The sequence below is a fragment of the Arthrobacter sp. Hb9-2 genome (assembly GCF_059091165.1).
Map to the genome: position 1 here is coordinate 32,444 of NZ_JBNHGJ010000008.1, position 26,614 is coordinate 59,057.

General features: G+C 62.8%; 21 protein-coding genes and 1 pseudogene. 8 read left to right on the forward strand and 14 right to left on the reverse strand.

Annotation, left to right across the window (positions count from 1 at the left end):
• Positions 1-131: 131 nt before the first annotated feature.
• From AC5RV1_RS06760 to AC5RV1_RS06775, 4 genes are all read left to right on the forward strand, one after another.
• Complete coding sequence (locus AC5RV1_RS06760; RefSeq protein ID WP_493993976.1) at positions 132-1,394, forward strand: multidrug effflux MFS transporter; 1,263 nt, start codon at positions 132-134, stop codon at positions 1,392-1,394.
• 116 nt (positions 1,395-1,510) lie between these two features.
• Positions 1,511-2,551: an NAD(P)-dependent alcohol dehydrogenase gene (locus AC5RV1_RS06765; RefSeq protein ID WP_493993977.1), complete on the forward strand. Its 1,041-nt coding sequence runs from the start codon at positions 1,511-1,513 to the stop codon at positions 2,549-2,551.
• Between the two features lie 182 nt (positions 2,552-2,733).
• Positions 2,734-3,504: a hypothetical protein gene (locus tag AC5RV1_RS06770; protein WP_493993978.1), complete on the forward strand. Its 771-nt coding sequence runs from the start codon at positions 2,734-2,736 to the stop codon at positions 3,502-3,504.
• Between the two features lie 51 nt (positions 3,505-3,555).
• Positions 3,556-3,735, forward strand: coding sequence for a hypothetical protein (locus tag AC5RV1_RS06775; protein WP_493993979.1), 180 nt, complete (start codon positions 3,556-3,558; stop codon positions 3,733-3,735).
• A gap of 14 nt (positions 3,736-3,749) precedes the next feature.
• On the opposite strand, the gene AC5RV1_RS06780 is transcribed toward AC5RV1_RS06775, so the two are convergent.
• The 9 genes from AC5RV1_RS06780 to AC5RV1_RS06820 form a co-directional block, all read right to left on the reverse strand.
• A complete protein-coding gene (locus AC5RV1_RS06780) occupies positions 3,750-4,346 on the reverse strand; it encodes a GNAT family N-acetyltransferase (RefSeq protein ID WP_493947782.1) in 597 nt (198 codons plus the stop codon).
• Entirely contained in the window at positions 4,343-6,418 is a 2,076-nt protein-coding gene (locus AC5RV1_RS06785) for a penicillin acylase family protein (protein ID WP_493993980.1), read from the reverse strand. Before AC5RV1_RS06785 ends, AC5RV1_RS06780 begins: the two co-directional genes overlap by 4 nt.
• Before the next feature lie 143 nt (positions 6,419-6,561).
• Positions 6,562-7,746, reverse strand: a complete 1,185-nt coding sequence (locus AC5RV1_RS06790; RefSeq protein ID WP_493993981.1) for an ROK family protein — start codon at positions 7,744-7,746, stop codon at positions 6,562-6,564.
• A 20-nt stretch (positions 7,747-7,766) separates the two neighbouring features.
• Complete coding sequence (locus AC5RV1_RS06795) at positions 7,767-8,759, reverse strand: N-acetylglucosamine kinase (protein WP_493993982.1); 993 nt, start codon at positions 8,757-8,759, stop codon at positions 7,767-7,769.
• Entirely contained in the window at positions 8,687-10,132 is a 1,446-nt protein-coding gene (gene ggh, locus AC5RV1_RS06800; RefSeq protein ID WP_493993983.1) for a glucosylglycerate hydrolase, read from the reverse strand. Before ggh ends, AC5RV1_RS06795 begins: the two co-directional genes overlap by 73 nt.
• Positions 10,129-11,211, reverse strand: a complete 1,083-nt coding sequence (locus tag AC5RV1_RS06805) for an ABC transporter ATP-binding protein (protein WP_430227334.1) — start codon at positions 11,209-11,211, stop codon at positions 10,129-10,131. Before AC5RV1_RS06805 ends, ggh begins: the two co-directional genes overlap by 4 nt.
• Positions 11,212-11,251: 40 nt before the next feature.
• Positions 11,252-12,094: a carbohydrate ABC transporter permease gene (locus AC5RV1_RS06810; protein ID WP_493993984.1), complete on the reverse strand. Its 843-nt coding sequence runs from the start codon at positions 12,092-12,094 to the stop codon at positions 11,252-11,254.
• On the reverse strand, positions 12,091-12,984 hold the full coding sequence (locus AC5RV1_RS06815; RefSeq protein ID WP_493993985.1) for a carbohydrate ABC transporter permease: 894 nt from the start codon (positions 12,982-12,984) through the stop codon (positions 12,091-12,093). The genes AC5RV1_RS06810 and AC5RV1_RS06815 overlap by 4 nt, the downstream gene beginning before the upstream one ends.
• The gene (locus tag AC5RV1_RS06820) at positions 12,984-14,327 is read right to left on the reverse strand and encodes an ABC transporter substrate-binding protein (protein ID WP_493947776.1); all 1,344 of its coding nucleotides are present in this window, start codon (positions 14,325-14,327) and stop codon (positions 12,984-12,986) included. The genes AC5RV1_RS06815 and AC5RV1_RS06820 overlap by 1 nt, the downstream gene beginning before the upstream one ends.
• 2,138 nt (positions 14,328-16,465) lie before the next feature.
• Between AC5RV1_RS06820 and AC5RV1_RS06825 the strand changes: the two genes are divergently transcribed.
• From AC5RV1_RS06825 to AC5RV1_RS06840, 4 genes are all read left to right on the forward strand, one after another.
• Positions 16,466-17,035, forward strand: coding sequence for a GtrA family protein (locus tag AC5RV1_RS06825; RefSeq protein WP_493993986.1), 570 nt, complete (start codon positions 16,466-16,468; stop codon positions 17,033-17,035).
• A gap of 661 nt (positions 17,036-17,696) precedes the next feature.
• Entirely contained in the window at positions 17,697-19,247 is a 1,551-nt protein-coding gene (locus AC5RV1_RS06830) for a hypothetical protein (protein ID WP_493993987.1), read from the forward strand.
• A 118-nt stretch (positions 19,248-19,365) separates the two neighbouring features.
• Entirely contained in the window at positions 19,366-20,913 is a 1,548-nt protein-coding gene (locus AC5RV1_RS06835; protein ID WP_493993988.1) for a glycosyltransferase family protein, read from the forward strand.
• Entirely contained in the window at positions 20,913-22,892 is a 1,980-nt protein-coding gene (locus tag AC5RV1_RS06840) for a glycosyltransferase (protein WP_493993989.1), read from the forward strand. The genes AC5RV1_RS06835 and AC5RV1_RS06840 overlap by 1 nt, the downstream gene beginning before the upstream one ends.
• A 12-nt stretch (positions 22,893-22,904) precedes the next feature.
• On the opposite strand, the gene AC5RV1_RS06845 is transcribed toward AC5RV1_RS06840, so the two are convergent.
• The 5 genes and pseudogenes from AC5RV1_RS06845 to AC5RV1_RS06865 form a co-directional block, all read right to left on the reverse strand.
• A complete protein-coding gene (locus AC5RV1_RS06845; protein ID WP_493993990.1) occupies positions 22,905-24,176 on the reverse strand; it encodes a glycoside hydrolase 5 family protein in 1,272 nt (423 codons plus the stop codon).
• 290 nt (positions 24,177-24,466) lie between these two features.
• Positions 24,467-24,846 (reverse strand): annotated as a pseudogene (locus AC5RV1_RS06850) (hypothetical protein); the annotation flags it as partial.
• A 53-nt stretch (positions 24,847-24,899) separates the two neighbouring features.
• A complete protein-coding gene (locus tag AC5RV1_RS06855) occupies positions 24,900-25,094 on the reverse strand; it encodes a hypothetical protein (RefSeq protein WP_493993991.1) in 195 nt (64 codons plus the stop codon).
• Positions 25,095-25,244: 150 nt separating this feature from the next.
• Positions 25,245-26,000, reverse strand: a complete 756-nt coding sequence (locus AC5RV1_RS06860) for a CPBP family glutamic-type intramembrane protease (protein WP_493994034.1) — start codon at positions 25,998-26,000, stop codon at positions 25,245-25,247.
• 86 nt (positions 26,001-26,086) lie between these two features.
• Positions 26,087-26,437, reverse strand: a complete 351-nt coding sequence (locus tag AC5RV1_RS06865; protein WP_493993992.1) for an ArsR/SmtB family transcription factor — start codon at positions 26,435-26,437, stop codon at positions 26,087-26,089.
• Positions 26,438-26,614 lie beyond the last annotated feature (177 nt).

A 26,614-nucleotide genomic window follows, 5' to 3' on the forward strand; every position in this document is an offset into this window, starting at 1 on the left:
CGACGAAACCGCAAACCCTAAGGAGGGTCTGCCAGAACCCGTTACGGCAGGGCCCTCGCTACGCTTGCCGGTTGCCGGTTTGATGGAGATAGCCCCCCTTTAGCCATCAACGAGCTGGAGCACCACAACCCATGCTGCCGACCGCAACCACCCGCAGGCCATCGGCCGGCGCCGTCCCGGCCACGCTGGTTGCCACGGTCATCTTCCTGACGGCCGTGGCACCGCTCGCTACCGATATGTATGTTCCGGCCTTCCCGCGTGTATCCGAAGAGTTCGGCACCACCGCATCCGCCGTGCAGTTGACCTTGACCACGTTCTTCGCCGGGATGGGGCTCGGACAGCTGGTGGGCGGGCCCTTCAGCGACCAGCGCGGCCGGCGGATGCCGCTGGTCGCGGGAACAGTGCTCATGACCGTCGCGTCGGTCGCGTGCGCCGTGGCACCGGACGTTTGGATCCTGATGCTGGCCCGGTTCCTGCAGGGCATCGGCGGCGGCTGGGCCAAGGTCATCGGGCGCGCCGTCATTGTGGACCTGGCCCACGGGCCGCAGCTGGTCCGGGTCCTCAACCTCGTGATGGGGATCGGCGGCGTCGCCCCGATCATCAGCCCGCTGCTCGGAGCTGTGATCCTCCAGCTGACCGGGTGGCGGATGACCTTCTGGTCACTTGCGGCCCTCGGTATCCTGATGACCCTCTGTGCGCTGTTCATCGTTCCGGAGTCGATGCCGCCGGAAAAGCGGCACGCAGGCGGGCTGGGGGAATTCGGCCGCGCGGCGAAGGCCGTGCTCTCCAACCGCCGGTTCGTCGGCTACGTGGTGGTGGCGTCGTCGGCCTTCATTGCTTTGTTCGCTTACGTGGCAACGTCCGCGTTCATCCTGCAGAACATGAACGGCCTGTCGCCCGTGGCCTACTCGATCGTGTTCGCGGCGAACGCGGGCGGCATGACCATCGCCGCGCTGGTCTCGGCGCGTCTCGCCGGCCGCGTGTCTACCCGGAAGGTCATCTTCGCGGGGCAAATCATCGCCCTGGCTGCCGGGGTGGCCATGCTGGCCGGGGCCTTGTGGTGGGCCACCCCGCTGCTGGTGGCGGTGGGCAGCTTTTTCGCCCTCATGGTGGCCCAAGGCCTGATTAATACCAACGGCGGCGCCCTCGCCTCGGCCGAAGTACCCGAACACCCGGGCACCAGCTCAGCCGTGCTGGGACTCGTCCAGTGGACCACAGCCGGCGTCGTCGCTCCGATAGCGGGACTTGGCGGCTCGGACACAGCCGTGCCCATGGCATTGCTCATGATCGGCGGAGCGCTGCTTTCCCTGTTCGGACTCCTTGTCCTGGCCCGCCCGCAACCCGTACGTCCCCCTGCGGAGCACATCGCTCAAGACGAGTACGAGACCCGCTAAAGGGGTTCTGCCATAACCCGTTTCAGCAAGGCCCTCGCTACGCCTCCCCACCGCAGGGTTTGATGTTGTTTGACCCTGTAGCATTTCGATATCCCCCCAAGAACCACAGGAGAACCATGACCACCGTCAAGGCCTATGCATCCCCGTCCGCCACAGAGGACCTTTTTGCGACCACCATTGAACGCCGCGAAGTGGGCCCCCACGACGTCCTGATCGAGATCAGGTTCGCCGGCATCTGCCACTCAGACATCCACACCGTCCGCGGCGACTGGGGCCCGCAGCAGTACCCGCTGGTTCCCGGCCACGAGATCGCCGGTGTTGTCACGGAAGTTGGCTCCGCTGTCACCATGCACGCTGTGGGTGACCGCGTCGGCGTCGGCTGCATGGTCAACTCCTGCCGCGAATGCGCCAACTGCCTGAAGGGCGAAGAGCAGTACTGCCTGGCCGGGAACGTCGGCACCTATGGCGCCGTGGACCGCGACGGAACCATCACCCAGGGCGGCTACTCCACCCACGTCGTGGTGACCGAAGACTTCGTGGTCCGGATCCCCGAAGGCATCGAGCTCGACGCCGCGGCCCCGCTGCTGTGCGCCGGCATCACCACTTTCTCCCCGCTCCGCCATTGGGGCGCCGGCCCGGGCAAGAAGGTTGCCGTCGTCGGCCTCGGCGGCCTCGGCCACATGGCCGTCAAGCTCGCCGCCGCCATGGGTGCTGAGGTAACCGTCCTGTCCCAGTCGCTGAAAAAGCAGGAAGACGGGCTGCGGCTGGGCGCGGGCAGCTACTACGCCACCAGCGATCCGGCCACCTTCGAACAGCTCGCGGGCACCTTCGATCTGATCATCAACACCGTCAGTGCTTCGATCGACATCAGCTCCTACCTGCAGCTGCTCACCCTCGACGGCGCACTGGTCAACGTCGGCGCCCCCGCCGAACCGCTCCCGGTCAACGCCTTCGCCCTCATCATGGGCCGCCGCTCCTTCGCCGGTTCCATGATCGGCGGGATCCGCGAAACCCAGGAGATGCTCGACTTCTGCGCCGAGCACCGCATCGGGGCGGAGATCGAGGTAATTCCCGCTGAGAAGATCAACGACGCCTACGAGCGGGTCCTCGCCTCTGACGTCCGCTACCGCTTCGTGATCGACACCGCTACCCTCTGATAACAAAACGCGCTCGACGGCGGCCGGCTCCCCAAGGGGCGGGCCGCCGTCGCGCGTTAAGGCTCCCAAACTCTTCTGTTATTCGGCGCAACGGTTCGGCGCCAATCACTCAACGCCCGGCCCGAAACCTGTACGTGGTTCCACAATTGGAGGACAGGTTTTCCTAGCCCCGGGAGGGTGATATGCGTAGGTCCGGCGGGCTCCTTCCCGCGATGATTCTGGTTTCTGTTGTGCTGGCGGGTTGCGGCCCGCAGGCAGCGCCGCCGACGGCAACAACCCCGGCGGCGACGGCCACCGCCCCCGCCACGTCCGCTTCCCCCAGTCCTTCCGTCACCTCAGGCCCGCCGGACGGCCAGGCCACCACGACGGCCACCACGACCGCAAAGCCCCCCGCCAAGGGGACGGCATGGATGACCTTTACGACGGCGGACGGGCAGCTCGCGTTTGACCTGCCGGCCGAGTGGAGCGTCCGGGACCCGGCAGGGGAGCTCCCGGAAGGCGGGGGTGCCTTCGCGGAGGTCACCAATGAAGCAGGGAAGCCGCTGGCCACCCTCCGGACCAACATGGCCACCGGTTCCACCTGCACCGAGAAGTATCCCTTCTCGGAGTTTGAGTCGCAGGAACTCCCGGCGCTGGCCCAAAACGGCGACGTGCCCCGGTACGTGTTTGAAACCCGCGGCGATGCCGCAGCCCCCGGCCCCGCCGATACCCCTGCTGCCGCCTACGGCATCACCACCGTTGAAGCTCCCACCGGCGGCTCGGCATGTCCGATTTTCCACTTCTTCACCTGGCCGCCCACCGCGGCGATGTTCGGTGCGTTCTTCAACCCGGAAAACAACGTGACGCCCGGTGCCGGGTCCCTGCCATACCTGGAACAGGCCCGCAAATACATGGACACCGCCGAGTACCAGGACATCAGGCGGATGATCACGTCGCTCCGGCCGGCCGGTTAAGAGCCGTCAGTTTTCCGCCATCCGAGCCCACCCTGACAACGAACTACCGACATGAACTATTACAGCCCGGCGGCGCAGGAACGGGCCCGGGACGCCGCATACGACGCAATGGAAAAAGTCCTCGACGGCATGTTCTCGCCGTTGAACCGGCATGCCCTGAACGCGCGCTGGAAACAGGCGTGTGAAGCCATGGCGACATACCTGGAAGCCGAAGACAACGGCGAGGAATAGTCTGCCGCCGGGGCTTATCCGGCCGGGCGTGACTCGAACTTCTCCCGCGTAAGGAACACCAGCTGGGCTTCCTTTTCCGCCAGCTGCACCCGTTGGCCAGGCTCGAAGCCGTAGCCCACAAGCCGCCCGATCGCTTTGCTGTTCCGCGCATCCGGTTCCGCCACGACGCGGTCCTTCGACGGGTCGGTCAGGAGGAACCGGATCAGCCCCGACATCAGGGTCGCAGTGAAGTTGGGAACAGGTTGTACCGCCGGGGCCAGGAGCAGGTGCATGCCCGTATCCTCCGGCCGGGCGGGATACGCTTCACCCACGGGATCGTGCAGTGGCTCATACGTCTGGAAAATCCCCACAGGCTGGTCCTCCACCACCATCACGAACCCGTGGTGTGTCTCCAGGCTGTCGAGGAAAAGGTAAACGTCCCGCACTTCGTCCCGGGTCATGGCGCCCATGCCCCAGAACTGCGCGCGTTCCTCCCGCACCCAGCTGTACAGGAGGTCCGCGTCCGCCTCGGGTGTGATCACGACGAGCCGCAGGCGGCCCAGGCCCGGGAGCTGCTCCTCGTACACCGCGCTTCTTGCCGCGAAGGGGATGGCTGTATCAGCGCCGGTCATGGTTTCTCCTTTGTGAGCTGGTCCCAGTCAGTAACAACGGGAATGAGTTCGCCAGCCGCCCAGTGCGGCAGCTGGCTCGCGAAATGGCGGTTGTCCGGATTTCCCGAAGCGCCGAACGGGACGATCCAGCGGCTCTTCGTCCGGTCCGAGAGGTCCCAGACGTAGCGTGCCACGGGCCCGCGGAAGGACCCGTCCGTGATCCCGGGCAGGCTTTCCGTGGAGAGGACGCAGTTGGTGTCGCCGGACAACGAGGTTACCGGCACAGTGGGCGCCGCGGCTCCGAGCGCGGGGTAGTCCGATGCCGCGTGCAGCGGCAGCAGGGTGTGGCTGGCTCCCCAGGTTCCTGTCGGCGGTGCTGCGGCCACTTCCTCCAGCGCCTGCCGTGCCGCTGCGCCAACGTCGACGCCGTGTTGGTCACCCTGCGCAAGGATGGTCTCGACGGCGAAACCCAGCCTGGCCGCCGGGTGCAGCCACGGCGCGAACAGGGGCGAGCGGCCGTGCGGCGCGGTCAAGGGTTCCAGGGCGGGGCTTTGTGCCAGTGCGAGGACCAGCGCGGAACGCCAGGCAGAGAACGTTGCCGCCGTGTTGCTGTCGGCGTCCATTTGGCCGTCCCAGCCCAGGAGCCGTAGACGCAGCTCGTCGGCAGGGCCACTCCGCAGGTCCAGCCCTTCCAGCAGCGTCCGGAACGCATGCCATGATCCGAGCAGGGTGTCCATCTGGATGCGCTGCATGGCGTCCGCGTCGAGCCCCGGCCCGGCCTCCTCGAGCAATTGCCGGATGCGCAGGGCCCGGTGGGCGGACGCGAATTCGAGCCCGGTCCTGTCTCCGCCGCCTGAATCGCGGTCGTTGGCGTTGACGGCAAACCTATCCACGGCAGACCGGGGCAGGTCCACCCACTCGCCGGTCCACTGGTGGTCTGCGGACCAGGCAGGAACAGGGCGGACATGGTTCTCCCTGTTCCGTACCGGCACCTTGCCGGCGACAATGTGGCGTACGCCCCCGCTGGAATCCGCGGCCAGCACGCAGTTGACGGGCTCCACCCAGGAACGCAGCGCCGCTTCCACCTCGGCCGCGGAGCGGCTCCGGAGGAGCGGAAGGAGGGCCTCGAACCCCAGCACCCCGGCAGAGCGCGACGGCGTCCGCAGGCTTAACGCCCCGCCGTCGGGCCCGCTGGAAATCACCGGGCCCCGCGCCGTTTCGATCACGTCCACAGTTTCTGCGGGGGCGCCGCGCACTGGGATTTCCTCCTGGTGGTTCACCGGCACGGGCTCCCAGCCGTCCGGCCCCAGCGACTGCAAGGCGCCCCCGTTGTGCCGGAGCTGCTCGGTGTACAGGTCCTGGTAGTCCGCCATAGCGTTGGTGACCGCCCAGGCTGCAGTTCCGGTATGGCCGAAGTGCGGCAGCCCGGGGACGCCCGGAAAGGCCAGCCCGACGACGTCGAACTCCGGGCAGGCGAGGCGCACCTGCTGGTACACCCCGGGCAGCTCCATGAGCCGGTGCGGGTCCCCGGCGATCAGTGGAAAGCCGGAATCCGTCAGGCTGCCGGCTGCGGCCCAGGCGTTGCTGCCGGCCCAGACCGGAGCCTCGATGCTGAAAAGCCCCACCGCGTCCGTGCCGAGGGTTGCGGCGACGTGTTCCCGCCAGAGTTTATTGGGGAAAGTGCTGAAGAGGATGTGATGGACCAGGAAGACGCCCAGCGGAGTCCATGGTTCCCAGCGTCCCGGGGCGGTCCGGGTGTCCCGGAACTCCTGCGCGTCCCGGCGGCCGTCCGTTAGTGCCTGGTTGACGCCGTCCACATACGCCGTGCACCAGCGCTGGGTCGCCGTGTCCAGGGTGGCGAAGCAGCGGCGGGCGGTGTCGTCAAGCCTTGACTGGCGGGCAAACCGGTCCCACAGCACGCCCCCGGCGCCCAGTTGCTCGGCGGTCCTGCCCTCCGAACGCCAGCGTTCCATCTCGATCTGCCAGGAACGGTCGGTTGCGGCGTTGCTTCCCTGCAGGAAGGCCAGTTCCTCCGCGGAGTCCGCCCGCAAATGGGGAATCCCCCAGGCGTCACGGAACGTCTCAGCCGGCATGGGCGGGGTCCGGCAGGGGAGTGGGGCGCACGGTCAGTCCTTCTTCTTAGGTGAACCTAAGTAAGAGTAGGGTGCGGGTGCGTGTTCCCAAAAACGGGTCCTGACATAAAAGAAGGTGCGTACTGCAGGGCGCACCGCCGACCCTAGCCCGCGGCGCTCTCCGATTCATCCGCAAAGAGCTGGTCAACAGCATCGGGGGCGAAGATCTTGCGCATAACGAGGGTAGTGAGTCCGTGGCAGGCGGCCAGGTCTTCCGGATGTCCTGCCTCCACCACCATGCCTTCGGCGATCCGCTCCACTACGTCGGTGAGGACACGGGAGGACACCTTTTCCACAAATTCGGGCAATCCACCGATTTGCCCACCCAGCACCAGGCGGTCAGGGTTAAGCGTGGTAACGGTGGCTGCAAGCGCCCGGCCAAGCACGTCCGCAGCATCATTGAGGGCCTGCAGGACCTCGGGGACTCCGGTCCCTGCTGCGGCGCCGATGTCATCAATTTTCGTCAGCCCCAGATGGCCCAGTCTGTCCCTGAGGGCACGCCCCGAGCTGTAGGCAGCCAGGCACCCGTGGCGGCCGCAGCGGCAAAGGGGGCCGTCCGCGGACATGCGGATATGGCCAATGTCCCCGGCAGAACCATGGGCGCCGCGCAGGATGGAGCCTTCCACCACGATGCCGCAGCCAATGCCCGTTCCGACCTTGACGTAGACAACTGTCTCAGCGTCACTGGCCCTTTCGCCCAGGGCTGCGGCACGCGCGTCGTTCTCAATAACCAGCGGCAGGTCCCAGGTCGCCTTGACAACCCGCACCACTGAGTCGGGTGACCATCCGGGGATGGTGGTCTGGTGTTTCACGTGCCCGGTACCAGCCTCCACCGGTGCTGGAAGGCTGACGCCGATACCCAACAAGGTCTCGTCGGAACCCTTCTCCAAAAGTTCCCGTCCTGCTTGAACCAGGGGACTGAGGACTGAGTCAGCCGGCGCGCTGATCTCCAGTGCGAAGGTCTCAGAGCGCAGCTGGCGCCCGGTGGTGTCCGTGATGCTCACGGTGCCGTGTGTCTGGCCGAGAGTCAGCGCCAGGACAACGCGCCCGCGGTCCTCGAAGCGGATCTTCCGGGAAGGCCGGCCACCGGTGGAACTGAGGGGTTCGGCCTCGTAGATGTAGCCACGGCGGGTGAGCGTATCCAGCCGCTCATAAAGGGTGGCACGGGACATCCCGGTGGTTGACAGCAGTTGCTGGCGCGACAGGCCGTCCGCCGAACGGATCAGCTCCAGCAGATGCCCGTGCGAGGTAGCCCCGCCCAGGCTTGCAGGCATTCTTTCAAGTGTCACGCCGGCCCCCTTTCTCCGGTCTACAAGCCTACTTCCTTACCGGGGCCCTCCAGGGGCTGGCCGGTTACGGCTGCGAGGTGAACGCCGGCAAGGTGGACGGCACCGAAGACCGGCTCGACGGCGAGGGGCTTGGCGGCAGCCAGCCCTTCCCCTGCCAGGTGGGCGTTCAGTGCTTCCACAAGCGCAGGCTGGTGGACGCCGAGGCCGCCGCCAAGAACCACCGGGCCAACCAGGGCGAGGCGCCTGGCAACCTGCAGGACCTGGTCCGCCAAATGCCAGCCGCCTTCCCGGATGATGCTCTGACTGAGCACATGGCCGTGGGCCGCCGCCTCGAAAACCACGCCGGACCGCTGGGCCCAGTAACGCCGGTCGTGGTTGGTGTGGAAGTGGCTGATCAGCTGTTCAGGATGTTCCAGCCCGCAATCGGACAACAGCAACCGTGTGAGCTCGTCCGGCGCAAGTCCCAGGTTGAACTGCCGGAGGCTGTGGCGGACAGCCTCCCGCCCGAACCAGTATCCGCTGCCTTCGTCGCCGAGCAGGTAACCCCAGCCGCCGCTCCTGGCCTCATCGCCGGCCTCGTTGGTTCCCCAAACGGCAGAGCCCGTGCCGGCGATCACTGCTATCCCTGCGTCCTGGCCCGCCGCTGCCAGGATGAGCCTGGTGTCATGGACAATTTCCACCTTGGCTCGGGGAGCATGCGGGGAGATGAGACTTTGGAGGTTCGCCGCGTCCTCCCTGGTGTCGATCCCACCGGCCCCGACATAGACTGCGTCAGCATCCAGGCCGCCAAGGGCAGACATGAGGTGCCCGACATTCGCAGCCGCTGTGGCCTGGTCAACGTTTTGCACGTTTGCACTGCCGGCCACCTCATTCCGGGTGACCCTGCCGCCGTCAATCCTGACACCATGGGTTTTCGAACCCCCGATATCCAGCCCCACGATCACCTTTTCTTGGAGTGCCGCTGCGGCCCGGCGACCGGTGGATTCCGCAGGTGCCTTCGGAACTGTGGCCACTGGGGCTTCTCTTGGATTTCGACGTGTCCCGCGGCAGGCCCGGCTCCCATCCATTCCAGGGCAGCAGCCGCGGTCCAGGCCTGGGCCAGGCTGCCCAAAGGTTCGCCGGTAAAGGGTTCGTAGTACTCCCCAAACTGCAGGTCAGCCAACTGTTGAAGCGAAGCCGATCGAAGCTGGCCATAGAGCCCGGCTTCGCCGTCCCTGGCAGAGGCCCAGCCAAGCAGGAGGTTGAGGAACGGCCAAATGGGCCCCCTCCAGTACGTCCGGGGTTTGAAGGCGCCGCTCGCAGGAGAAGTGGACGGCGGCAGCGGGAACCGGAGGTCCGGAAAGCCCATCCACCGCGGCCCCTGCAGCAGCTCGCGCTGGGCGGCCAGGAGGGCAGGGTCTCCGCCGGACACCAGTGGTGCGAAACCGGAGACGGTCTCGGTGCCGATCCACTGTCCGGCCAGCACGTCGTAGTCCCTCGCCAGGCCCGTTGCGGGATCCACAGTGGACGCCACTCCGGCCTGGAACCGGGCCGCCATCAGCCGCAGTTCCTCGGCTTCCGCGCCCCTTCCGATCTCCTCGGCGAGGTCTGCCAGTACTGCGCTGGAAGCGGCCAGGATGGCGGAGAAGAACACGTCGCGCACCCGGAAGTGGACCACTTGCTGGACAGCGGCGTCGTCGAAGTCCACGTCCGCCATCTGCTGGACCAGCCACAGGTACTTTGTGTACTCGGCATCGTCCGGCCGTTCGCTGGCGTCCCCCACGTGGAGGGTGTCCCGCCGTGTGAAGGGAGCGACGTCGCCCGGCACCACCCGTGCATACGGGCCGTCCCAGCGGGGGGAATTGTCGAAGCCGGATTCCCAGCCGTGGTGGATTTCAATGAGGCCCACACCGTCCGGGTCCCGGACCGTGGCGAGCCATCGGTGCCACGCGAGCCAGCCGTCAAAGGACTCGGCAAGAAACGCTTCCGCCGCCACCTGGTCGGCGCCGCCATTTTCCCGGCCGCGGTCAACGATGTGGCGAAGGGCGATAGCGTGCACCGGGGGCTGGCAGATTCCGCTGCTCTTCACACCTGGGGGCAGGGCTGCCGCGCCCGCCGTTCCCCACCGGTCGAAGCCGGGAAAGTAGCCGGTGTCGTTGTCGCTGAACACGATGTGGGGGATCATTCCGGTGGACCACTGGGCATTGAGCAAGGTCCGGAGTTCGGTGACGGCGCGTGGGACGCTGGTGCGGGCCAGGCCGATGGCTACGAATGCGGCATCCCAGCTCCACATGTGCGGGTAAAGGTTTGGTGCCGCGCTGGTCATGGTGCCGAGGTCATTGAGGCGCAGGACCTCAATGGCGGCGCCGCGGAGCTCTTCCATGGAAACGGACGTGACGGGGTTCAATTGGCCTCCAGTGCCATCGAGGTTTCGCGGTCGTAGACCCGCATGGTGTTCGGGGCGAAGCCCAGCCAGATCGTTTTGTGGGGTGCCGTCCGGAAAGTCGGCGGCGCCTGGACCTTCAGGGTGTGGCCATCCACTTCCACCGTGAGGAGGATGGTTGAGCCCATGGGTTCAACCACCAGGACCGTGGCGGCGACGTCGCCCGAGGACCGCTCGTTTCTGACCGTCACGTTTTCGGCCCGGACGCCCAACAGCACGTCCCTTCCGGCGAAGGACCTCAGGATGGACGGGGCCATAAGCTGCTGTTCGCCCAGGACCAGGGTGCCGCCGTCGTGGCTGACTGCGGCGTCCATGAAGTTCATGGGCGGAGATCCGATGAAGCCGCCCACGAAGCGGTCCGCCGGGGCATCGTAGACGTCCAGCGGGTCACCGAGCTGGGCGATGCGGCCCTTGCGCATCACGGCCACCTGGTCGCCGAGGGACAGGGCCTCACTCTGGTCGTGCGTGACGTAGACGGTGGTGGTGCCTAGGTCCTGGACGATTTTTTTCAGTTCCGAGCGGAAGGTCAGACGCAGCAGGGCGTCCAGGTTGGAGAGCGGCTCATCCATGAGCAGGACGTCGGCATCCATGACAATGGCCCGGGCCACCGCGACGCGCTGGCGCTGGCCGCCGGACAGGTTGGCGGGAAGCCGGTCCAGGTACGGGCCAAGCTGCAGTAGGTCTGCCGCCCATTGAACCTTGCGTTCGATTTCTTCAGCCGGGACTTTGGCCATGCGCAGCCCGAAACCGATGTTGTAGCGGACCTTGCGGTGGGGGAAAACGGCGTAGGACTGGAACACCATGGACAGGTTGCGCTTGTTGGGCGGCAGGTAGGTCACGTCACGGCCGCCGATGGCAATCGAACCCGAATCGGGGAGCTCGAGTCCGGCGATCATGCGCAGCAGGGTGGTCTTGCCGCAACCGGAGGGGCCCAGCAGGACGGTGAACTCACCGTCCTGGATCTGCAGGGACACATCATCGGTGGCCCGTTCGGATCCGCCCGGATAGGTCTTTACGAGGTTGGAGATCTGGATATCAGCCACGATCGGCTCCTTCTGAAGTGCGGTGATAGGTCGGGCGGACCTAGCGGATGGTTGAGCCCCACATGTTGGTGAGGTAGCGGCGCATCAGCGCAATGAAGATGATGGACGGGATGACCAGCGCAAAGCCGCCGGCGAACCGGTAGGCGAGCGGTGAGTCGGACAGTGAGCTAAGCACCTGGGCCGGCAGTGTGCGGTGGTCCAGGGTCAGAATGGAGGCGCCCAGGACTTCGTTCCAGGACATAACGAAGGTGAAGATCGACGCCGCCGCCAGGCCCGGCAGTGCCATGGGCAGGACCACCCGTCCGAAGGCTCCGAGCGGCGTGCAGCCGAAGAGCCTGGCTGCCTCCTCCACGTCAATGGGAACGCTAAGGAAAACGCTGGCAGAGATGAGGATGGTGGTGGGCAGGGCAAGCGCGGTATGCAGCAGGATCACGGCGTACGTCGTGTCATAGATGTCCACCGTCAGGAAGAGCCTGGCCAGCGGAACGGACAGGACCACGATGGGAAGGGCGCGCGTGAAGAGCAGGAACAGCTGGTAGGGGTCTTTGCCCTTGAAGCTGTAGCGCGCGAGTGCATAACCGGCGGGAACCCCGATGATTGCGGCGAAGAGCAGTGTTCCCAGCCCAACGATCAGCGAGTTGCCCAGGGCCCCGAAGATGCCCGTGGACCCGAGGAACGCGTTGAGCGTCTCCACCGACAGGTTGGTGGGCAGCAGCGACAGCGGAAACTGGTTAAGGGAGTCCCTCGTGGACAGCGCCGCCAGCGAGATCAGGTAGATGGGGATCAGCATAAAAAGTGAGACGGCGATGCAGGCTGCCTGGAGCAGGAAGCGGTTGCGTTTCTGCCGGGCAATGGGTGTTGTGTCCACTGGTGTGCTGCTCATCGGAGGCCTCCCTGGTTTTTGTCGCGGAGTGCCCGCAGGTAGAAGATCGACGTCAGCATCGAGACGACGAGGATGACCAGTGCCAGCGCAGCGGCGACGTTGGGGTTCTGCAGGCCGGTGTACCAGCGGTAGGTCTCGCCCACTACAAGGGGGAAGTTTTGTCCGGTGAGGGCTTGCGCCACGGCGAAGGTTTGGAAGGCCAGGATTGTCCGGAGAATGAGGGCGACCTGAAGGCTGGGCTTGAGCAGCGGCAGGGTCACGTGCCGCAGCCGCTGCCAGAACGTGGCGCCGAAGACCTGGGCGGCTTCGTCGTAGTCCTTAGGAATGCCTTGCAGGCCGGCGACCACAATGATCAGCACCAGCGAGGTTGCCCGCCAGAGTTCAGCGATCAGGACGCACATAAACATGCTGGTCTGGTTGTCGTAGGCCAGCCAGGAACCGCCTTCAATGCCGAACAATGACAGGGCCGAGTTCAGGTAGCCGCGGTCGTTGAAGATAGCCAGCCAGACAAGCCCGGCTGCCAGGTCGCTCAGTGCCAGGGGGATGGCCCAGACGAAGAAGTGGACTTTGTGCAGCCGGGGATTGGTCCGCAGCATCAGGGCCATGCCGATCGCGAAAGCGAACTGCAGCGGAATCATCACCACGATGAGCAGCAGGGTGTTGCGCACGGCGGGCCAGAAGTAGGGGTCCTGGACCATCCGCGTGACGAAATCCAGGGTGAAGCCGTTTTCATCGCGGAAAGCCTGCAGGATTCCCTGGATGACAGGCCAGCCCAGGAGAAGCGCCATAAAGACCACCGAAGGGGCGATCAGCAGGACCGCGGGAGGTATCTTGCGCCGGCGGGGCGGAGCCAGCGTTCCGGCGGGAGTTGGTGGTGCCTCTACGGCCATTACGCTACCTCGCACTTCGTTGAGATCGGATCAGGTGCCCAGCACGGAACGTTAAGGCCCTGCAGGATGGTATTGAGCTGGGTTGCCTGGGTATCGAGGACCTGCTGGATCGGGCGGTTTTCCAGGCAGATTTGCTGGAAGCAGTTTTTGAAGACCTGGGATACTTCGCCTTCCTTCGCGCCCAGACCCACCGGGGGAAGGGCAAGGAGGGCGCCTTCTGATCGTTGCTGCCGCCGGACTGCCGCGGCTTCCAGGGCAATGGCGCCGGTCAGGTCTGACGGGAGTTCCGTCTGGACGACCGGGAAGAAAGCGTTGCTGCGCAGGGTCTCAATCTGGGACAGCGGTTCGGACAGGGCACGGATGGCTTTCTCTGCCAGGTCCCTTTCCTTGCCGTTCTTAGGCAGTGCGAGGCCGGCGATGATAAGCATGTAGCCGCGGCCCTTGGGGCCTCGCGGTGCGGGGACCATCAGCCACTCATCCGGGTTGTTGGCCGGTGCGTTCACCAGCCGCGCAACGTGGTCCCAGCCCACCAGGACTTCGCCACGTGCCAGTGGTTCCTGCATGTTGTCGAAGTTGGTGGAGGCCGGTGTCAGGGCAGACCACAGTTCCTGCATGTAGGTCCAGGCCGTGGCAGCGTCCTCGTTCCGGAAGGTAGTGATCTGGCCGCCGGTGAAGCTCGGCAACAGGAAGCCCTGGTAGAAGCGGTGGTGCAGGCCTTTGGGGCCTGCGGGCATGCCAAACACCGGACGTCCGGCTCCCTGTTTTGCCGCCTTCGCCCACGCAAGGAAACCCTCGTAGGTCAGATCGTTGACGTCCACTCCCGAGGGCAGCCATTCAAGGGCCTTTTTGTTGACGGCCACCACATACGTGGCCTGCATCCAGGGGACGTAGCGCGATGTGGAACCGCCCACTTTCGTCAGCTCGAGCATCTCCTTGGTGAAGCCGCGGCCGGACAGATCGCGGAGGAGGTTGTCCACGTCCTCCAGGGACTCCGCGAGCGGGGCAAGTTCACCGTGCAGCCCGCCAAGCAGGGAGGTCTTGACGTTACCGGCAGAAGCCTGGGTGCTGACGGTGGAAGAGAAGACGCCCGGATCCACGGAGTTATAGGCGACGGGTGCCTTCGCGAACTTCTTCAGCACTGCCTCGTATCGCTGCTTCTCCTCCACGGGCGTGAACTGGGTGGACAGGAAGCCGACGGTCCCTTCCCCGGCGGCCGCGCCGCTCGTGTCAAAGCCTGCGCACGAAGCCAGGAAGGGAGCCGACATAGCCGTTCCCAGTCCGGCCAAAAGGAGGCTTCTTCGGGACATTGCGGCGTGCTTGGGCTGGAAATACATGTCTTTCATTGACTGCTCCAATCGAGTGTGCGCCACTGCACAAACTTTCGTCTAAGCATTAGACATAAGCTCCAGCCTGTCAACCCCTTGGCGACGTCCGGGGCACGACCCGGGCACCACGAGGGACCTGCGGCTGGGCGCAAGAAAGCGACTGCAGGGGCGGGTCTTCGTGCAATAGCACCGGGCGGAGCCCGCCAAGCGGCACCGCGGGTTCGGGAAAGGCTGCATGCGGGCTCAGGTGTGACCCGGCTACCGTCCGGAGAAACCCTTCACGGCGTCCTCGATACTCAGGGGCTGCACGCTCGACGAGGTCGTGTCGCGAGGGACACCTCGTCGCCGCCTTTGAATGGGCCGAACCGGACTCCGAAGTAACCGAAAGTGCCGGGTAAAGCGCCTACCTGATCGATCCCGCCCAACGTCTGGCTACCACGGCCAGAGCCGAGCCGACTACTAGCTGTCCGCAGTTGGGGTCAATCCGGGTTATCCACGGCTGGAAATGGCAGCCACCGGGACAGCTCCCTCGGCAGCAGTAGCGGTGGAAAACCCATCAGGATTATCCCCGGCTGTGGGCAGCGGGCCCAGTCTTCGCCTGTGATTCACGCTGGTGAATGGCGGTCTCCTTGTGCCCTAAATGTCGCCCTCGCTGACCCTCCATGAGTGCAGAACCTGGTTCACGACGCCGACGGCTACACCGGCCGATCGAACTGGCTTTCTTAAGGTTCTAGGCCGATACAGACAGCAGGCGGATCAATAAGCCTTGGCTTCCCGAGGCCAACGGACAATGAGCCCCGAGCGCAGCTTCAGAACATTTCGGTCGGCGCAAAAAATGCGGTGCAGCTCCTTTCCGGGCCTTTAGAACTTGCGGCGGCCGTGGCTTTTACACTGCCTGCGACGATATCGAGCGTGCGGTCACCGTAAAGGCGAGGCGTAAGCCCTCTACTGCTGCCGGCAGCAGCAAACGCGCCGTGGAACTGGATCAGTTGGAGCAGCTTTCGGTGGCGGTCCCTGCATCAAGGCCTTACGCGAGAAGGCCCCGGTTCCTTATCGAAGATGTCGCCCCGGACTCCAGATGGCCGGAGCTGAGCCGGATGGGTATCCTACAGTCTTGCTCCCTGGGCCTCGAGCTGTGGGGCGAGGTGAACATGCGGAAACTTGGTCAGTCTCGAACGTCAAGGTCTATGGCGGCAACGTGGCCGAAAAAGGCTTCCCCCGGGCTCTTAGACCTGATAAGGGACTACAGCTATACCAACGTCTCCATGTCCTCCGGCAAGTCCGGCTCCAGCTACTCCCGCCAGGAGGTCGAAACCCGCATCCTCGGTGTCTCAAGCCTCGTTGGACTCAACAGCGGGCGCGTCGGCGGTCCTCGCCTCGGGTGCTGCGACTCTGGTCCGCAATATGCCTTGCTACAAGCGACCTCATAGGAAGTTGCTGAGGAATCCATCTTGAAGTACGGCACGCAGCCCGAAGTTGAGCCGGTATCGGTCTCAGCCGCGCCGGCCGCTAAACCCTAAATAACGGGGTAGGAGGATCTAAGGTCACCATCGACATCGGCAGAGTCTGGTTCCGAAGACGACGCAGACCACCACTTAAACGTCCTGTCGAGACACGCGGGCCGTTCTGCAAATGCGACATGCAAAACACCGAAACGCCAAAACCCTCAACCAAAGAAAGCCCGGAGGGCTGATTTCCCGTCGTCCGCAGACAGGGAACTTAGAGAACCATCTCAGTTTTAAGGGGAGAGCCGCCACGCTCATATGAGTATAGGAATCCGGCACTCGAAGAAAACGATGTGAAGGAAGCTCTGAACTCAGGAGGAGTAATCCAAGTAGCCCCTATTTTCAAAAGCAGGTACTCGTCCATATATAAATGTTGGGACACACCAACCTAGGCTAATGAGCATCGCAAGCGGCTCGGGCAGTGGTTACATCCGCCAGCTTGGGCAAATGAATATTACGCTCTCGTTTATTCCTAATAATTTTGGGCAAATGCCCCTGAGCCGTCTCCCTAATGGGCAGACGATAGTCCGACCGGACATTGAGGATTGCAACACATCATTACTATCTAGGGCAATAGCAGCACGCCTGTTTCAGGCAACTGCGAACACTCTCCGGGAGTTACCGTGATCTTCGAGATAAAGCTGCTGCATCGTGGCAGAAAAGATTAGGCCCGAGATCCTGGCACACCAGGACCTGCGCGTGTGGGAGTTGCCCCTTGCGTTTGGCGATCATTTGGCCGTTGAGTGCAAGGCCGCCCTGCGTCACGGAATGCACTTTATACAGCAGCGGGCGAGCTTTCGAATGGGCCGAATGACGAGATTCGCCGCGGTAGGAGCGTTCGGTACGGTCGTCAATTTGCTGGTCATGGCAGCGCTCCTACACGGCGTGTTCGAGATTAATTACGTAGTCGCGGCGGTCATTGCTGCAGAGATCTCGATCCTGCACAACTTCGTGCTCCAGGAGCGCTTCGTGTTCCGCGATCTGCGCGACGGAGTGAACTCTCTGCGTGGCCGCCTAATTCAGCACCTCCTGTTCAACAACGCCGAGGCGCTAATTCGTCTGCCGTTTCTTATCCTCTTGGTTGAGATGTTGTATGTCTGGCCCCTGCATGCCCAGGTGATCACGCTAGCCATAGCGTTTACCGCCCGATTCCTCTTCGCGAGCCGGGTGGTCTACCGTCCCACCCGCGTAGTCCGCCACCGCGCACTCCAACCCCGCTAAGGAGGTTTCCTTCTAAGGAGCGCATTTCCTTTGTTAGTCCGTCTATAGTTTGTCGAGTTCCGCAAACGGCGCATCGCGCTTGATCGTGTTTGTCCACCAATGCCGGAATGGCACGGACCCATGCAGCAGAACGGAAGGTTAGGAACCCCATTGTCAATTCGCCGCAGACCCAATGCGTAATTCCCCTGAGGCCGGTGTGGCGCATGTGAATGAGGGGATCTTGATTTTTTCGCGTTTGTTTCAGCGCCATGTTATTTGGATGGTGCGACGTCTTCTGACTTGCGCTACGTTTGCCGGTACGTTTATTGTCGGTGCACTCCTTGTAAGTAGTGCAATCAGCGCAAGCGCGCAAGGCACCCCGGACTCTCCTGCCGGCGCTCGTACCGTTTCTGCTTTCAGCGGCCAAAGTGAGCAGCACATAACCATTCCTTTGGTGCCAGGACTCCAACCCCGGGCGGTTAAGGGCACGATATCTGTTACGGGGCGTGCCGAGGGCCTCGTGCGAGTGACAGTTCCCGGGGGCGTGCTTCTCGAGGCCCCAGCTGCTTCAACGGTGACACTAGATGCCGTGCTCGCAGCCGCTAATGTCTCCGATCAGCATTTGGTGCTTGGCCTGCAGTACGTCCCAGGCCCAGGTGCCGCATGCGGCGACCCTTCCTCTGTGGCGACTTTGGGCGCTATATCGATAGTTTCTGATGGCAGCGAGGTGCTGCCGACCACGGTGGCGGAGTTCCTTGCCCCGGGGGTGCCCGCAATCCTGCTACCCGTCCCGGATGATCCTAATGAGGACGTTTCTGTCGGAATTCTTGCAGTCGCCGCAGCCATGGCGCACCGCTACCCGGATGCGCAGATACTGGCCGTTCCGGACTCAGAGCTCCCTACTCAAGTAGCGAGCCTTCCAGCAGGGTCCCGCACCATCCGCGTTGCCTCAGAAGACGGGAACGTAAGCACAAGCGTGTCAGCCGCGGACGGTCGGCCAACTTTGACGCTCGCTGGCCACGGGAACGAACTTCGCGCAGCAGGCCTGGCACTGGCAAGCGACACGGCGGCATTGGCCGATGCTTCGGCGGTCTCCAACATGACCATGTCTCTTCAGGCTGCACCCCGCCTCGAACAGTCGCTGCAAGCACTGGGAGCGTCAAACATGAAGCTTGCCGGCCACGGCACGCAGGAAACGTATCTTGGCATTAGCCAGTCACGCTTCGGCGGTCCAGTATCGTCCTGGTCCGTCCTCCTTAAAGGCACCCACACTGCCATACCGGCAGGAGGGCAGGCAGCACTTACGGTCTACTGGAACGACCATATAGTGAGCTCCCGCATACTTGAGGGTGACAGATTCGAAGTCAAGGCAGACGTGCCGGCGGGAAAGGTCCAAGCGAGAAACGGGATGAGGCTCAGGCTCACGGCCTTGCCCTCCAACGGCAACTGCACAGGAGGCAGCACCCTGCCAATGGAAATGACGCTGGACACCACCGAAAGCACCGTAAGCGGTGTGCGCGGGCACTCCGTAGCCCCAGGATTTGAGCGTTTTCCGCAAGTACTTGGCCACCGCTTACCCGTAGCATACGACGGCGGCGCTTCAACTCAGGCAAATACCATCAACGCTGCGCTGCTGGTTGCTACCCTGCAGCGCCAGGCCTCCGAGCTGCTTGACGTGCTCAAGGTAGATGCGGGGGCCCTGCTGGGGTCGAGTGATTCCGGTCTGCTGGTGGGTGCTACGGCAGACACGGCGAACCAGCTATCGGCGCCGCTCCGTCTCTCTGGGTTCCGCACAGTAAGCGCTGGAAACCTGCAGTACGGTGTTGAAGCAAGCGCGCCGTTCGGAGTTTTGGAGGCATTCGAGCACAACGGACGCAACATTCTCATGCTGGGGGCGTGGGTTCCGGACCGGGATCCCAACTCCAGCCACACCCTGCAGCGATCCCTGGCTGCCTACGTACACCAACAAGACGGTGGCTGGGCAGCCCTGTCGCGGAACCTGCTTCTGACCCAAAGTGGGGGCAAGCCAGTGATGCTGGACAGCACGGCCGTGGTCCCGCAACAGGAAGTGGCGGACAGCTACCGTCCTTACGGGCTGTGGTTGGCTGTTGTCGTAGCTGTCCTTGCGTTGGCGCTGTTTCTGCGGCACTGGTTGATGCGCCGACACCGCAAGCAAGCCCATACCTTCGCAGAAGCAACGGAGCGCGCAGCGGCGGACGACCGTGACAACTGACACGTTGGCGCGCGTGCAATCGGTCCCCGCAGCAGCATTGACGCATGCCCTAAAAACCTGGGATCTTATGGCGGCTCCTGTATCGGGGCGCCGAATTCCCGGAACAGCCACCGTTGCCATGATTGCGGCAGTTGTGGGGTATGCCGCCTGCCTTTACACGACCGGCCAGGGCACCAACCTGGACTATCCCGACCCTCAAAGCCATCTAACCATCGCCCGACGAGTATTCGACAGCAAGGCCCCCGGCTTTGAACAGCTGGGGACGGTATGGCTTCCCATGCCGCACATACTCCTGATGCCCTTCGTTATAAACCTGTGGATGTTCAAAACAGGATGGGGGGCGTGCATCCTCGGAATACTGGCTTTGTCCGCGTCCGCTTCGGCTCTCTACCGCATCACCGCCCGGCTTGGCTTCAACCGTGGGGGCCGCATCGCCAGCGTTCTGGTCCTATTGGCGAATCCTGCAGTGCTGTACGTCTACACCACCGCCCTCACCGAACCTGTACTGATCATGTGCCTCGTGGCGGGAATGGCCGGCCTCGCGCACTGGGCCACAAGCAGACGCCGGATGAGTGCCGGTGAACTTGCAGTCTTTGCAGGCATCCCTTCAGGGGCAGCTGTCCTTTCCCGTTATGAGGGATGGGCGTTGGTGCTGACAGGCAGTGCGTTTGTACTCGTGGTAGCCATGCGCCGCTCAGGGAGCTGGCGTGAGGCCCTAACCATGGCTGGGAGCTACGCCATGGTTCCCGTCGGGGCGGTCCTGTGGTGGCTTGCTTACAACTGGGCCATCTATGGCAAACCGCTGGAGTTCATGTTCGGCGAGTACTCCGCTTATGCCCAGCAGAGGGCGATGACCGAGGGTGGCATGGTGACCACCAAAGGTAACCTCGGCATGACCCTGTGGACTTTTCACTGGTCGTTGCTGGAAACAGTGGGCTGGGTAACTCTCGTTTTGGCGGCCTGCGGAGCGTTCGTGCTTGTCCTTAAACACGGCTTGGGCAATATGACGCTGCTCGTTGCAGTGACTGGTAGCGCCTATGCCTTCGGCCTGGCGAGCCTATATTTAGGGCAGACCGTGATGTACAACGACCACTCTCTGCCACCGGGCTGGTGGAACAACCGGTTCGCCCTCACGGCGGTTCCCTTTCTCGCGGTACTTGCTGCCGCCTTCGTGAGCTGGATCACGAGGCCCCGATCGTTGCGACCTTGGGCGCTCAGCGGCCTGGTGATAGCACTGCTGCTTCAAAACCTCTGGTGGAGTGAGGACCCGGTTGGCCGCCTGGCAGTTTTAGCCGAGGGCAGGCTGTTCGCGCAGTCCACCCAAAATTCGTCTGAAGCAGCAAGATGGCTGCAAGCCAACTATACGAGTGGTGGAATCCTCATGGATGAGAGCGCAGGCGGAAACGCTGTGCTGCCGGTTATGGGTATCCCGCTTCACCACTTTTACAACCGCGCCTCCGGAGATCATTTCGCACCAGCCCTTTTTGATCCCGCCCTTCATGCGGAGTGGGTGTTTGTCAACGTCGAAGCCAGCCGTGGAGCCTCCTATACCGGGCCGAGGGACATGGTTTACGAGGCAATCAGCCAGAACCCATCCTTCGGCACAAGGTATGCCCTCGCATTTTCTACGCCCACGCACCGGATTTATCAGAGGACAGTGGATTGATGTCCCGCAAGCCTGTTGACGCAGCTGAAGGGCTTGAACAGGCCCTTGGCCGAGATCTTCTTGAAAAAAGGCTGATTACACCTGAGCAGCTCGAGCGTGCACGAGAGAACGCGCGAAGGGAAGGCGGGCCGCTGGGACGCCAGATTATTTTGGAAACCGGCCTCAACCGGCTCCATGTTTACACGGCTCTGGCCCGGCAGTGGGATAGCCCGCTCATTGACCTCGTCGCCAATCCGCCCGACGAAGCGCTAGTCAAAACATTGCCCTTGAACGTTGTTATTGAGCTGGACTGGATACCGTGGCGTTTAGAGGACGGCGTCCTGACCGTGGCAACGACAGTTGAACCTTCCGCCCAGATAACTGCTGAAGCGACCCGGCGCTTTGGGGCCAAAAAGATCCTGTTCAGAACTACAACAGACTGGGACATCACTCAGGCCGTCCAGCGAGCATTTCGCCGAGAACTCCTGTATGAATCGGCCGACCGGCTCGCCGAGGAGCGCCCAGGTGACTCTGCCCGCACGGCCCTCACCTGGTGGCAATTGCTGCTCCTTGCCGTCCTGTTCGCGGCGATCGCGGCTTCCTTTGCAGTATCTGTCCAAGGCGCTGTCATCGCCTTGCTGACTGCCGCCAACTTCGTCTTCCTGGTAAACATCGCCTTCAAGACCCTAGCCAGTCTCCGGCAACCCTTCGATTTCCTGTACGACCGGGCCGCCGCAAAAGAACGTGAACGCGAACTGCGCAGCCGAGGTCTTTCGCTCTGCAGAGAACGCATAGCGGATGCCGACCTGCCCGTTTACACCGTCCTCATCCCCGTTTTCCGTGAGGCCAACATCATCGACAAGCTATTGACGAACCTGGCCCGGCTCGACTACCCGCGCTCCAAACTGGACGTGCTGGTATTGCTGGAAGAAGACGACACTGAGACGATTGCAGCCGCCAAAAACTCGCGGCCACCGGAATACGTACGCATCCTTGTTGTGCCTCGAGGGGTACCACAAACCAAACCCAGAGCCTGTAATTACGGTCTTATCTTCGCGCGGGGGAAATACGTTGTGATCTACGATGCCGAGGATCGCCCGGATCCGGGGCAACTACGCGCTGCCGTCTCCGCTTTCCATGACGACGAGTTTGACCGGACCTACCTCTCCCCGCGCCGGAAACGGCTGATATGCGTCCAGGCAGCCCTGAACTACTTCAACGCGGACCAAAACGTTCTGACGCGCTTGTTTGCCATCGAATACACCCACTGGTTCGACTCCATGCTCCCCGGGCTTGAAAGATCAGGCATTCCGCTCCCTTTGGGGGGAACGTCAAACCACTTCGTCACTACGCTCCTGAAAGAGATCGGCGCCTGGGATCCTTGGAACGTCACGGAAGATGCAGATCTGGGCCTGAGGGCTGCTGTCGAAGGCTACCGAGTGGGGGTGATAGATTCCACCACTTGGGAGGAAGCCTGCTCCCAAGTACCCGCATGGATCAGACAACGCACTCGATGGATCAAAGGCTATATGTTGACCGCCGCCGTCAATACCCGAAACTCCATCCGCTACGTGCAGTGCACGGGATTGGCAGGTTCGATAGGGTTTCTGGGCCTCATCCTGGGAACACCCCTTGCGTTTCTTGCTTACCCCTTGGTCTTGGGCTTCACTGTCGTGACTTATATCGGATACCAATTCGTCGGCCTCGTCCTGCCGGGTTGGCTCCTGGTGGGCGGCACCCTGTCCATGTTGTTCGGCAACGCCATGATGATTTCTGTATCAGGGATAGTCACGTGGCGAAGACACGGCTGGAGGGTCGCGATCTTCGCCCTCCTCAATCCGGTTTACTGGATCCTGCACTCCGTTGCTGCATGGCGTGCAGCATGGCAAATGCTTTCAAGTCCTCATAACTGGGAAAAAACACCTCACGGACTTGAGGTCAAATTCCACGAGGACGAAGGTGGAACGGCCAGCACAGCGAAGTTCTCGCTGCTTAGCTAAAGCATCACGTCCTCAATAGGCGCGCATACTCAGTCTAAGAGCATGGTTTGCAATAACAGTGGACGTCGGACTGGGATGGACAACCTGATAACCATCTTCCAACGTGGGCGTTCTGCCGGCATCCGTCTTTACGGCTAAGACCCAAAACTGCGTGCCTGCGAAACCTGAATCTTCTGCCGATACTAACCATTCTTCATATGCGGAGTCTCTTGCATCAGACGATGGAATACCGGTATCAGTGTCGATTTTCAGACCAAACTCTTCCAAAACAACTGGTTTACCCACCTGTCGGCCCAAAGCTGCGTGGTCGGCAATCCATTGCTTGCCCCATGCAACGGGATCTATCCCGAAAGCGGACGATTGGTTCCAGTTTTGAGGATAGAGATGCACAGTTGCGTAGTCGATGGCACTCAACGCAGTCAGAGCCGGCCATCTGTTTCCTTCGCTGGCACTGTAGGGGTAGCCTTTGTCTCCCAGCTCTGGCAACCCAAAACCTTCATCGCCGACCGCGACCAGCTGATGCGGTGCAAGGACCTTGATATACGTGCTCACATCGTCAGCCCACGCATAAATTCCGTGACCAGACTGGTCCGAGCGGTTCCTGGGTTCGTTAGCCAACTCCCACGCCATAATTGTTGAGTCCTCGCTGTACCGCAAACCCGTGTAACGGTTGGTTCGCGTAATGACGTGTTTGACATAAGCCATGAAACAGGCACGAATCGACGGGTCTGTGTAGAAACGGTCGTGGTGAAGGTTTTCGGCGTACGAATCGTCAGGAAGACCGAGATACCAAGCAACGTACTGCTGCATACCTCCGAAATCGGGCCAATTATTGACCAGGGGAAGAACCAACTTCAGACCCAGTTCACCTGCCCTGAATACTGTGTAGTCGAGCGAGTCGAAGGCATCCTCCGGGTACACGAAAGGGGCGGGTTGGAGTGCCATGTCCCGGTCCGGACCGTCGTTGAAGGCCCAACACCGCACGACACTCAAACCCATTGCAGCGGCGGTGTGGAGGACTTCGTCGATAACCTCGTGCGGGCTTCCCTGCAGGTAGTAGCAGTTCGTTCCCGCGAACCGCCAAGGATCACCATTGCGTATGAACTGTCCTCCGGTGACACTAACGAAGCGCTCCCGGTCCCCACGCCCGCTGCTCGTTGATGCGGAAGCACCCACGGCAGCCGCGAGGACTGCACCGATAGCAGTTCCCAACATTTGCCGACGAGATGACTTAGGCCCTCCAGCGAGAGACCTTCCAGGCGTTTGCGCCTTGCTCTTCTTCATGCTTGGAGCTCACACACCTTGTCCACGTGGGTACCACGCTACAACTGACGCAGTAGGCTGCACAGATCTCACATAAGTCGATATCACTTGGTGTCGGTATGCAAGTATCAGGTGCTCAGGCTTTTCAGACCCGGGCCGCGTAAGGCGCTGCTTTTTCGCCATTGTGTCAGGTTCAAGTCTTAGACCCTTTGAGGAAAGGCGTAAAGGAGCCTTCTTTGGATTCTATTATGACGGTGTTCCGGGTGGGTGCCTGACGGCAGGTTGGAGTGTGCCCAGTCGGACGACACGCCTCAGAAAGCACGATTAGTTCGAAATCGAATATGCACGCTTACCAGTAACGGCAAGAGCGGCGGCTCGGTGCGGGAGAGGGTTCCCGCTGGCTTGGCGTCGCGCAGGTACTGGTAGAACGTTTCCCTGCTGATCCCATAGTCGCAGGCAAGGATGACTGCCGGCCCGCTGGATCAGCTGCTCGGCTGCCTGTACCGGCGTCACGATCTTTATCGCACTCTGTATGCACCGCGAATTCGCCGAAGGGCGCAGGACTGTGGGCATGAGGTTGGCCATGGGGAAGTCCTCGCCAGTGAAGGCCAGGCTGTCTTTGACGAACTTCACCCGCACCCCTGCGGGTGAGGGCTTGGACGAGGGCACGCAGGCCGTCATCGACGGAGCGGATCAGTTTCGCACGGAGTCAGGGGATGCCTGCCGGCATCCCCTGACTCCGTTCTATTCGCCGCCGGCTTCGTCTTCAAGCTCCTCGAGCACGTCGGCGGCGTCCCGGTTGCCTCGCGCCGCCAACCGGCGGAGCTCATCGAGGTCGCCCATCTCGGCGGCCGTTTCCACCAGTTGGTCCGCCGCGTCGCGGCTGCCGGCACCAGCCAGCTGCCGGAGTTCGTCCAGGTCCCCCCCGGTCGGCGGCACGCTCAATCAGTTCGTCGACGGCGTCGGACTTGCCGCGGGCCGCCCGCTGCCGCAGGGCCTCAAGCTCAGGATCGGGTGTCTGCACGCTCCCACTATGGGCTCCCGCGTCATACACGTCCAGAGCAGGCAAGCCCACTTAAGCGGGAGGCGTCAGTACAGGAAGATGTCGATCCATTCGCGGTTGTGGGCATGGATGAGGACCAGGAACAGCACGAAGTCGAACAGCAGGTGGACGCTGACGATGTAGGACAGCGACTTCGTAATCGTGAAGAGCCTCGCTTGGAGCAGGGCAAACGGGAAGATGAAAAACGGCGCCCAGGAGTGGAATCCCAGCTCCCACAGGAATGACGTGAAAAGCACTGCCTGCAGCAGGTTGGCCTGCCAGTCCGGAAGGTGCCGGCGCAGGAGCGTGAACGCCGTGCAGATAAAAAACAGCTCGTCCCAGATCCCCAGCACATTGGTACCCAAAAAGAGCCGGGCGATGCCCTCCGGATCGCTGACGGCCGGCCAGTTGTTGTAGACGCCGGTCCGGATCATGTAGACGGGCATCAGGGCGTACCCGATCAGCAGGACTGCGGGCAGGTACCATTTTTCGGCCCTGGTCCATGGCTGGCCGGTCCGGACGGGGAAGCGGATGGCGTGGTCCCCGGTGACAAACCGCGAAACCGCATAGGGGATGCCGACGGCCAGGATCATCGCGGTACCCATCACGGCCATGTGCTCGGTGCTGATGTCAGTGGTGATGGGAACCAGGCTCATGGCGGTCAGGCCCACGGCAATCAGCGCCAGGTCAATAACAAGGCTGCGGCTGATGATCCCGGCCAGCACCAGGGCGGCAGCCAGGAGGAGGAAGCCCGGGACGCGGTCCTCCCGGGCAAACAGCAGAAAGCCCGACGCCGACACCATCACTGCCGGGACCAGGCTCAGTGACGTGCGGCGCAGGTCAGCGGGGCCGGCGTCGCGCACGTGGGCTTGCGCCGCAGATTGCTGCTTCACAGCGTCGCCAGGAGTCCGGCCGCCTCGTCGAGCGCGCCGGGGACGAGGGAGTAGTAGGCCCAGGTGCCACGCTTTTCGCGGTTGAGCAGGCCGGCGTCCACCAGGATTTTCAGGTGGTGGGAGACCGTGGGCTGGCCGAGGTCCAGCGGCTCGGTAAGGTCGCACACACAGGCTTCGCCTGATTCCCCCGCTTTGACGATCGACAGCAGGCGGAGCCGGTTCGGATCGGCCAGCGCCTTGAAAACCAGTGCCCTCTGCTGGGCCTCCTTGGCGCTGAGGGCCGGCTTCCCGGACGGCGCACAGCAGGAGCCGTCCACCTCGGGTTCGAGAATTTGCAGGGAGGTCATGCACCCCATTATGCAACAGATTGACATCCGTCGATATAGGCGGGCATACTTCACATATCGAAGTTCATCGATTTATCAAGTCCGCGCAGGAGAACCGTGAGTGCAGGAATTCGAAGCCTCTGGTAGCCGCACAGCACCGGATGCCCAGTAGCCTTTTCCCAAACGCCTGAAGCAAAG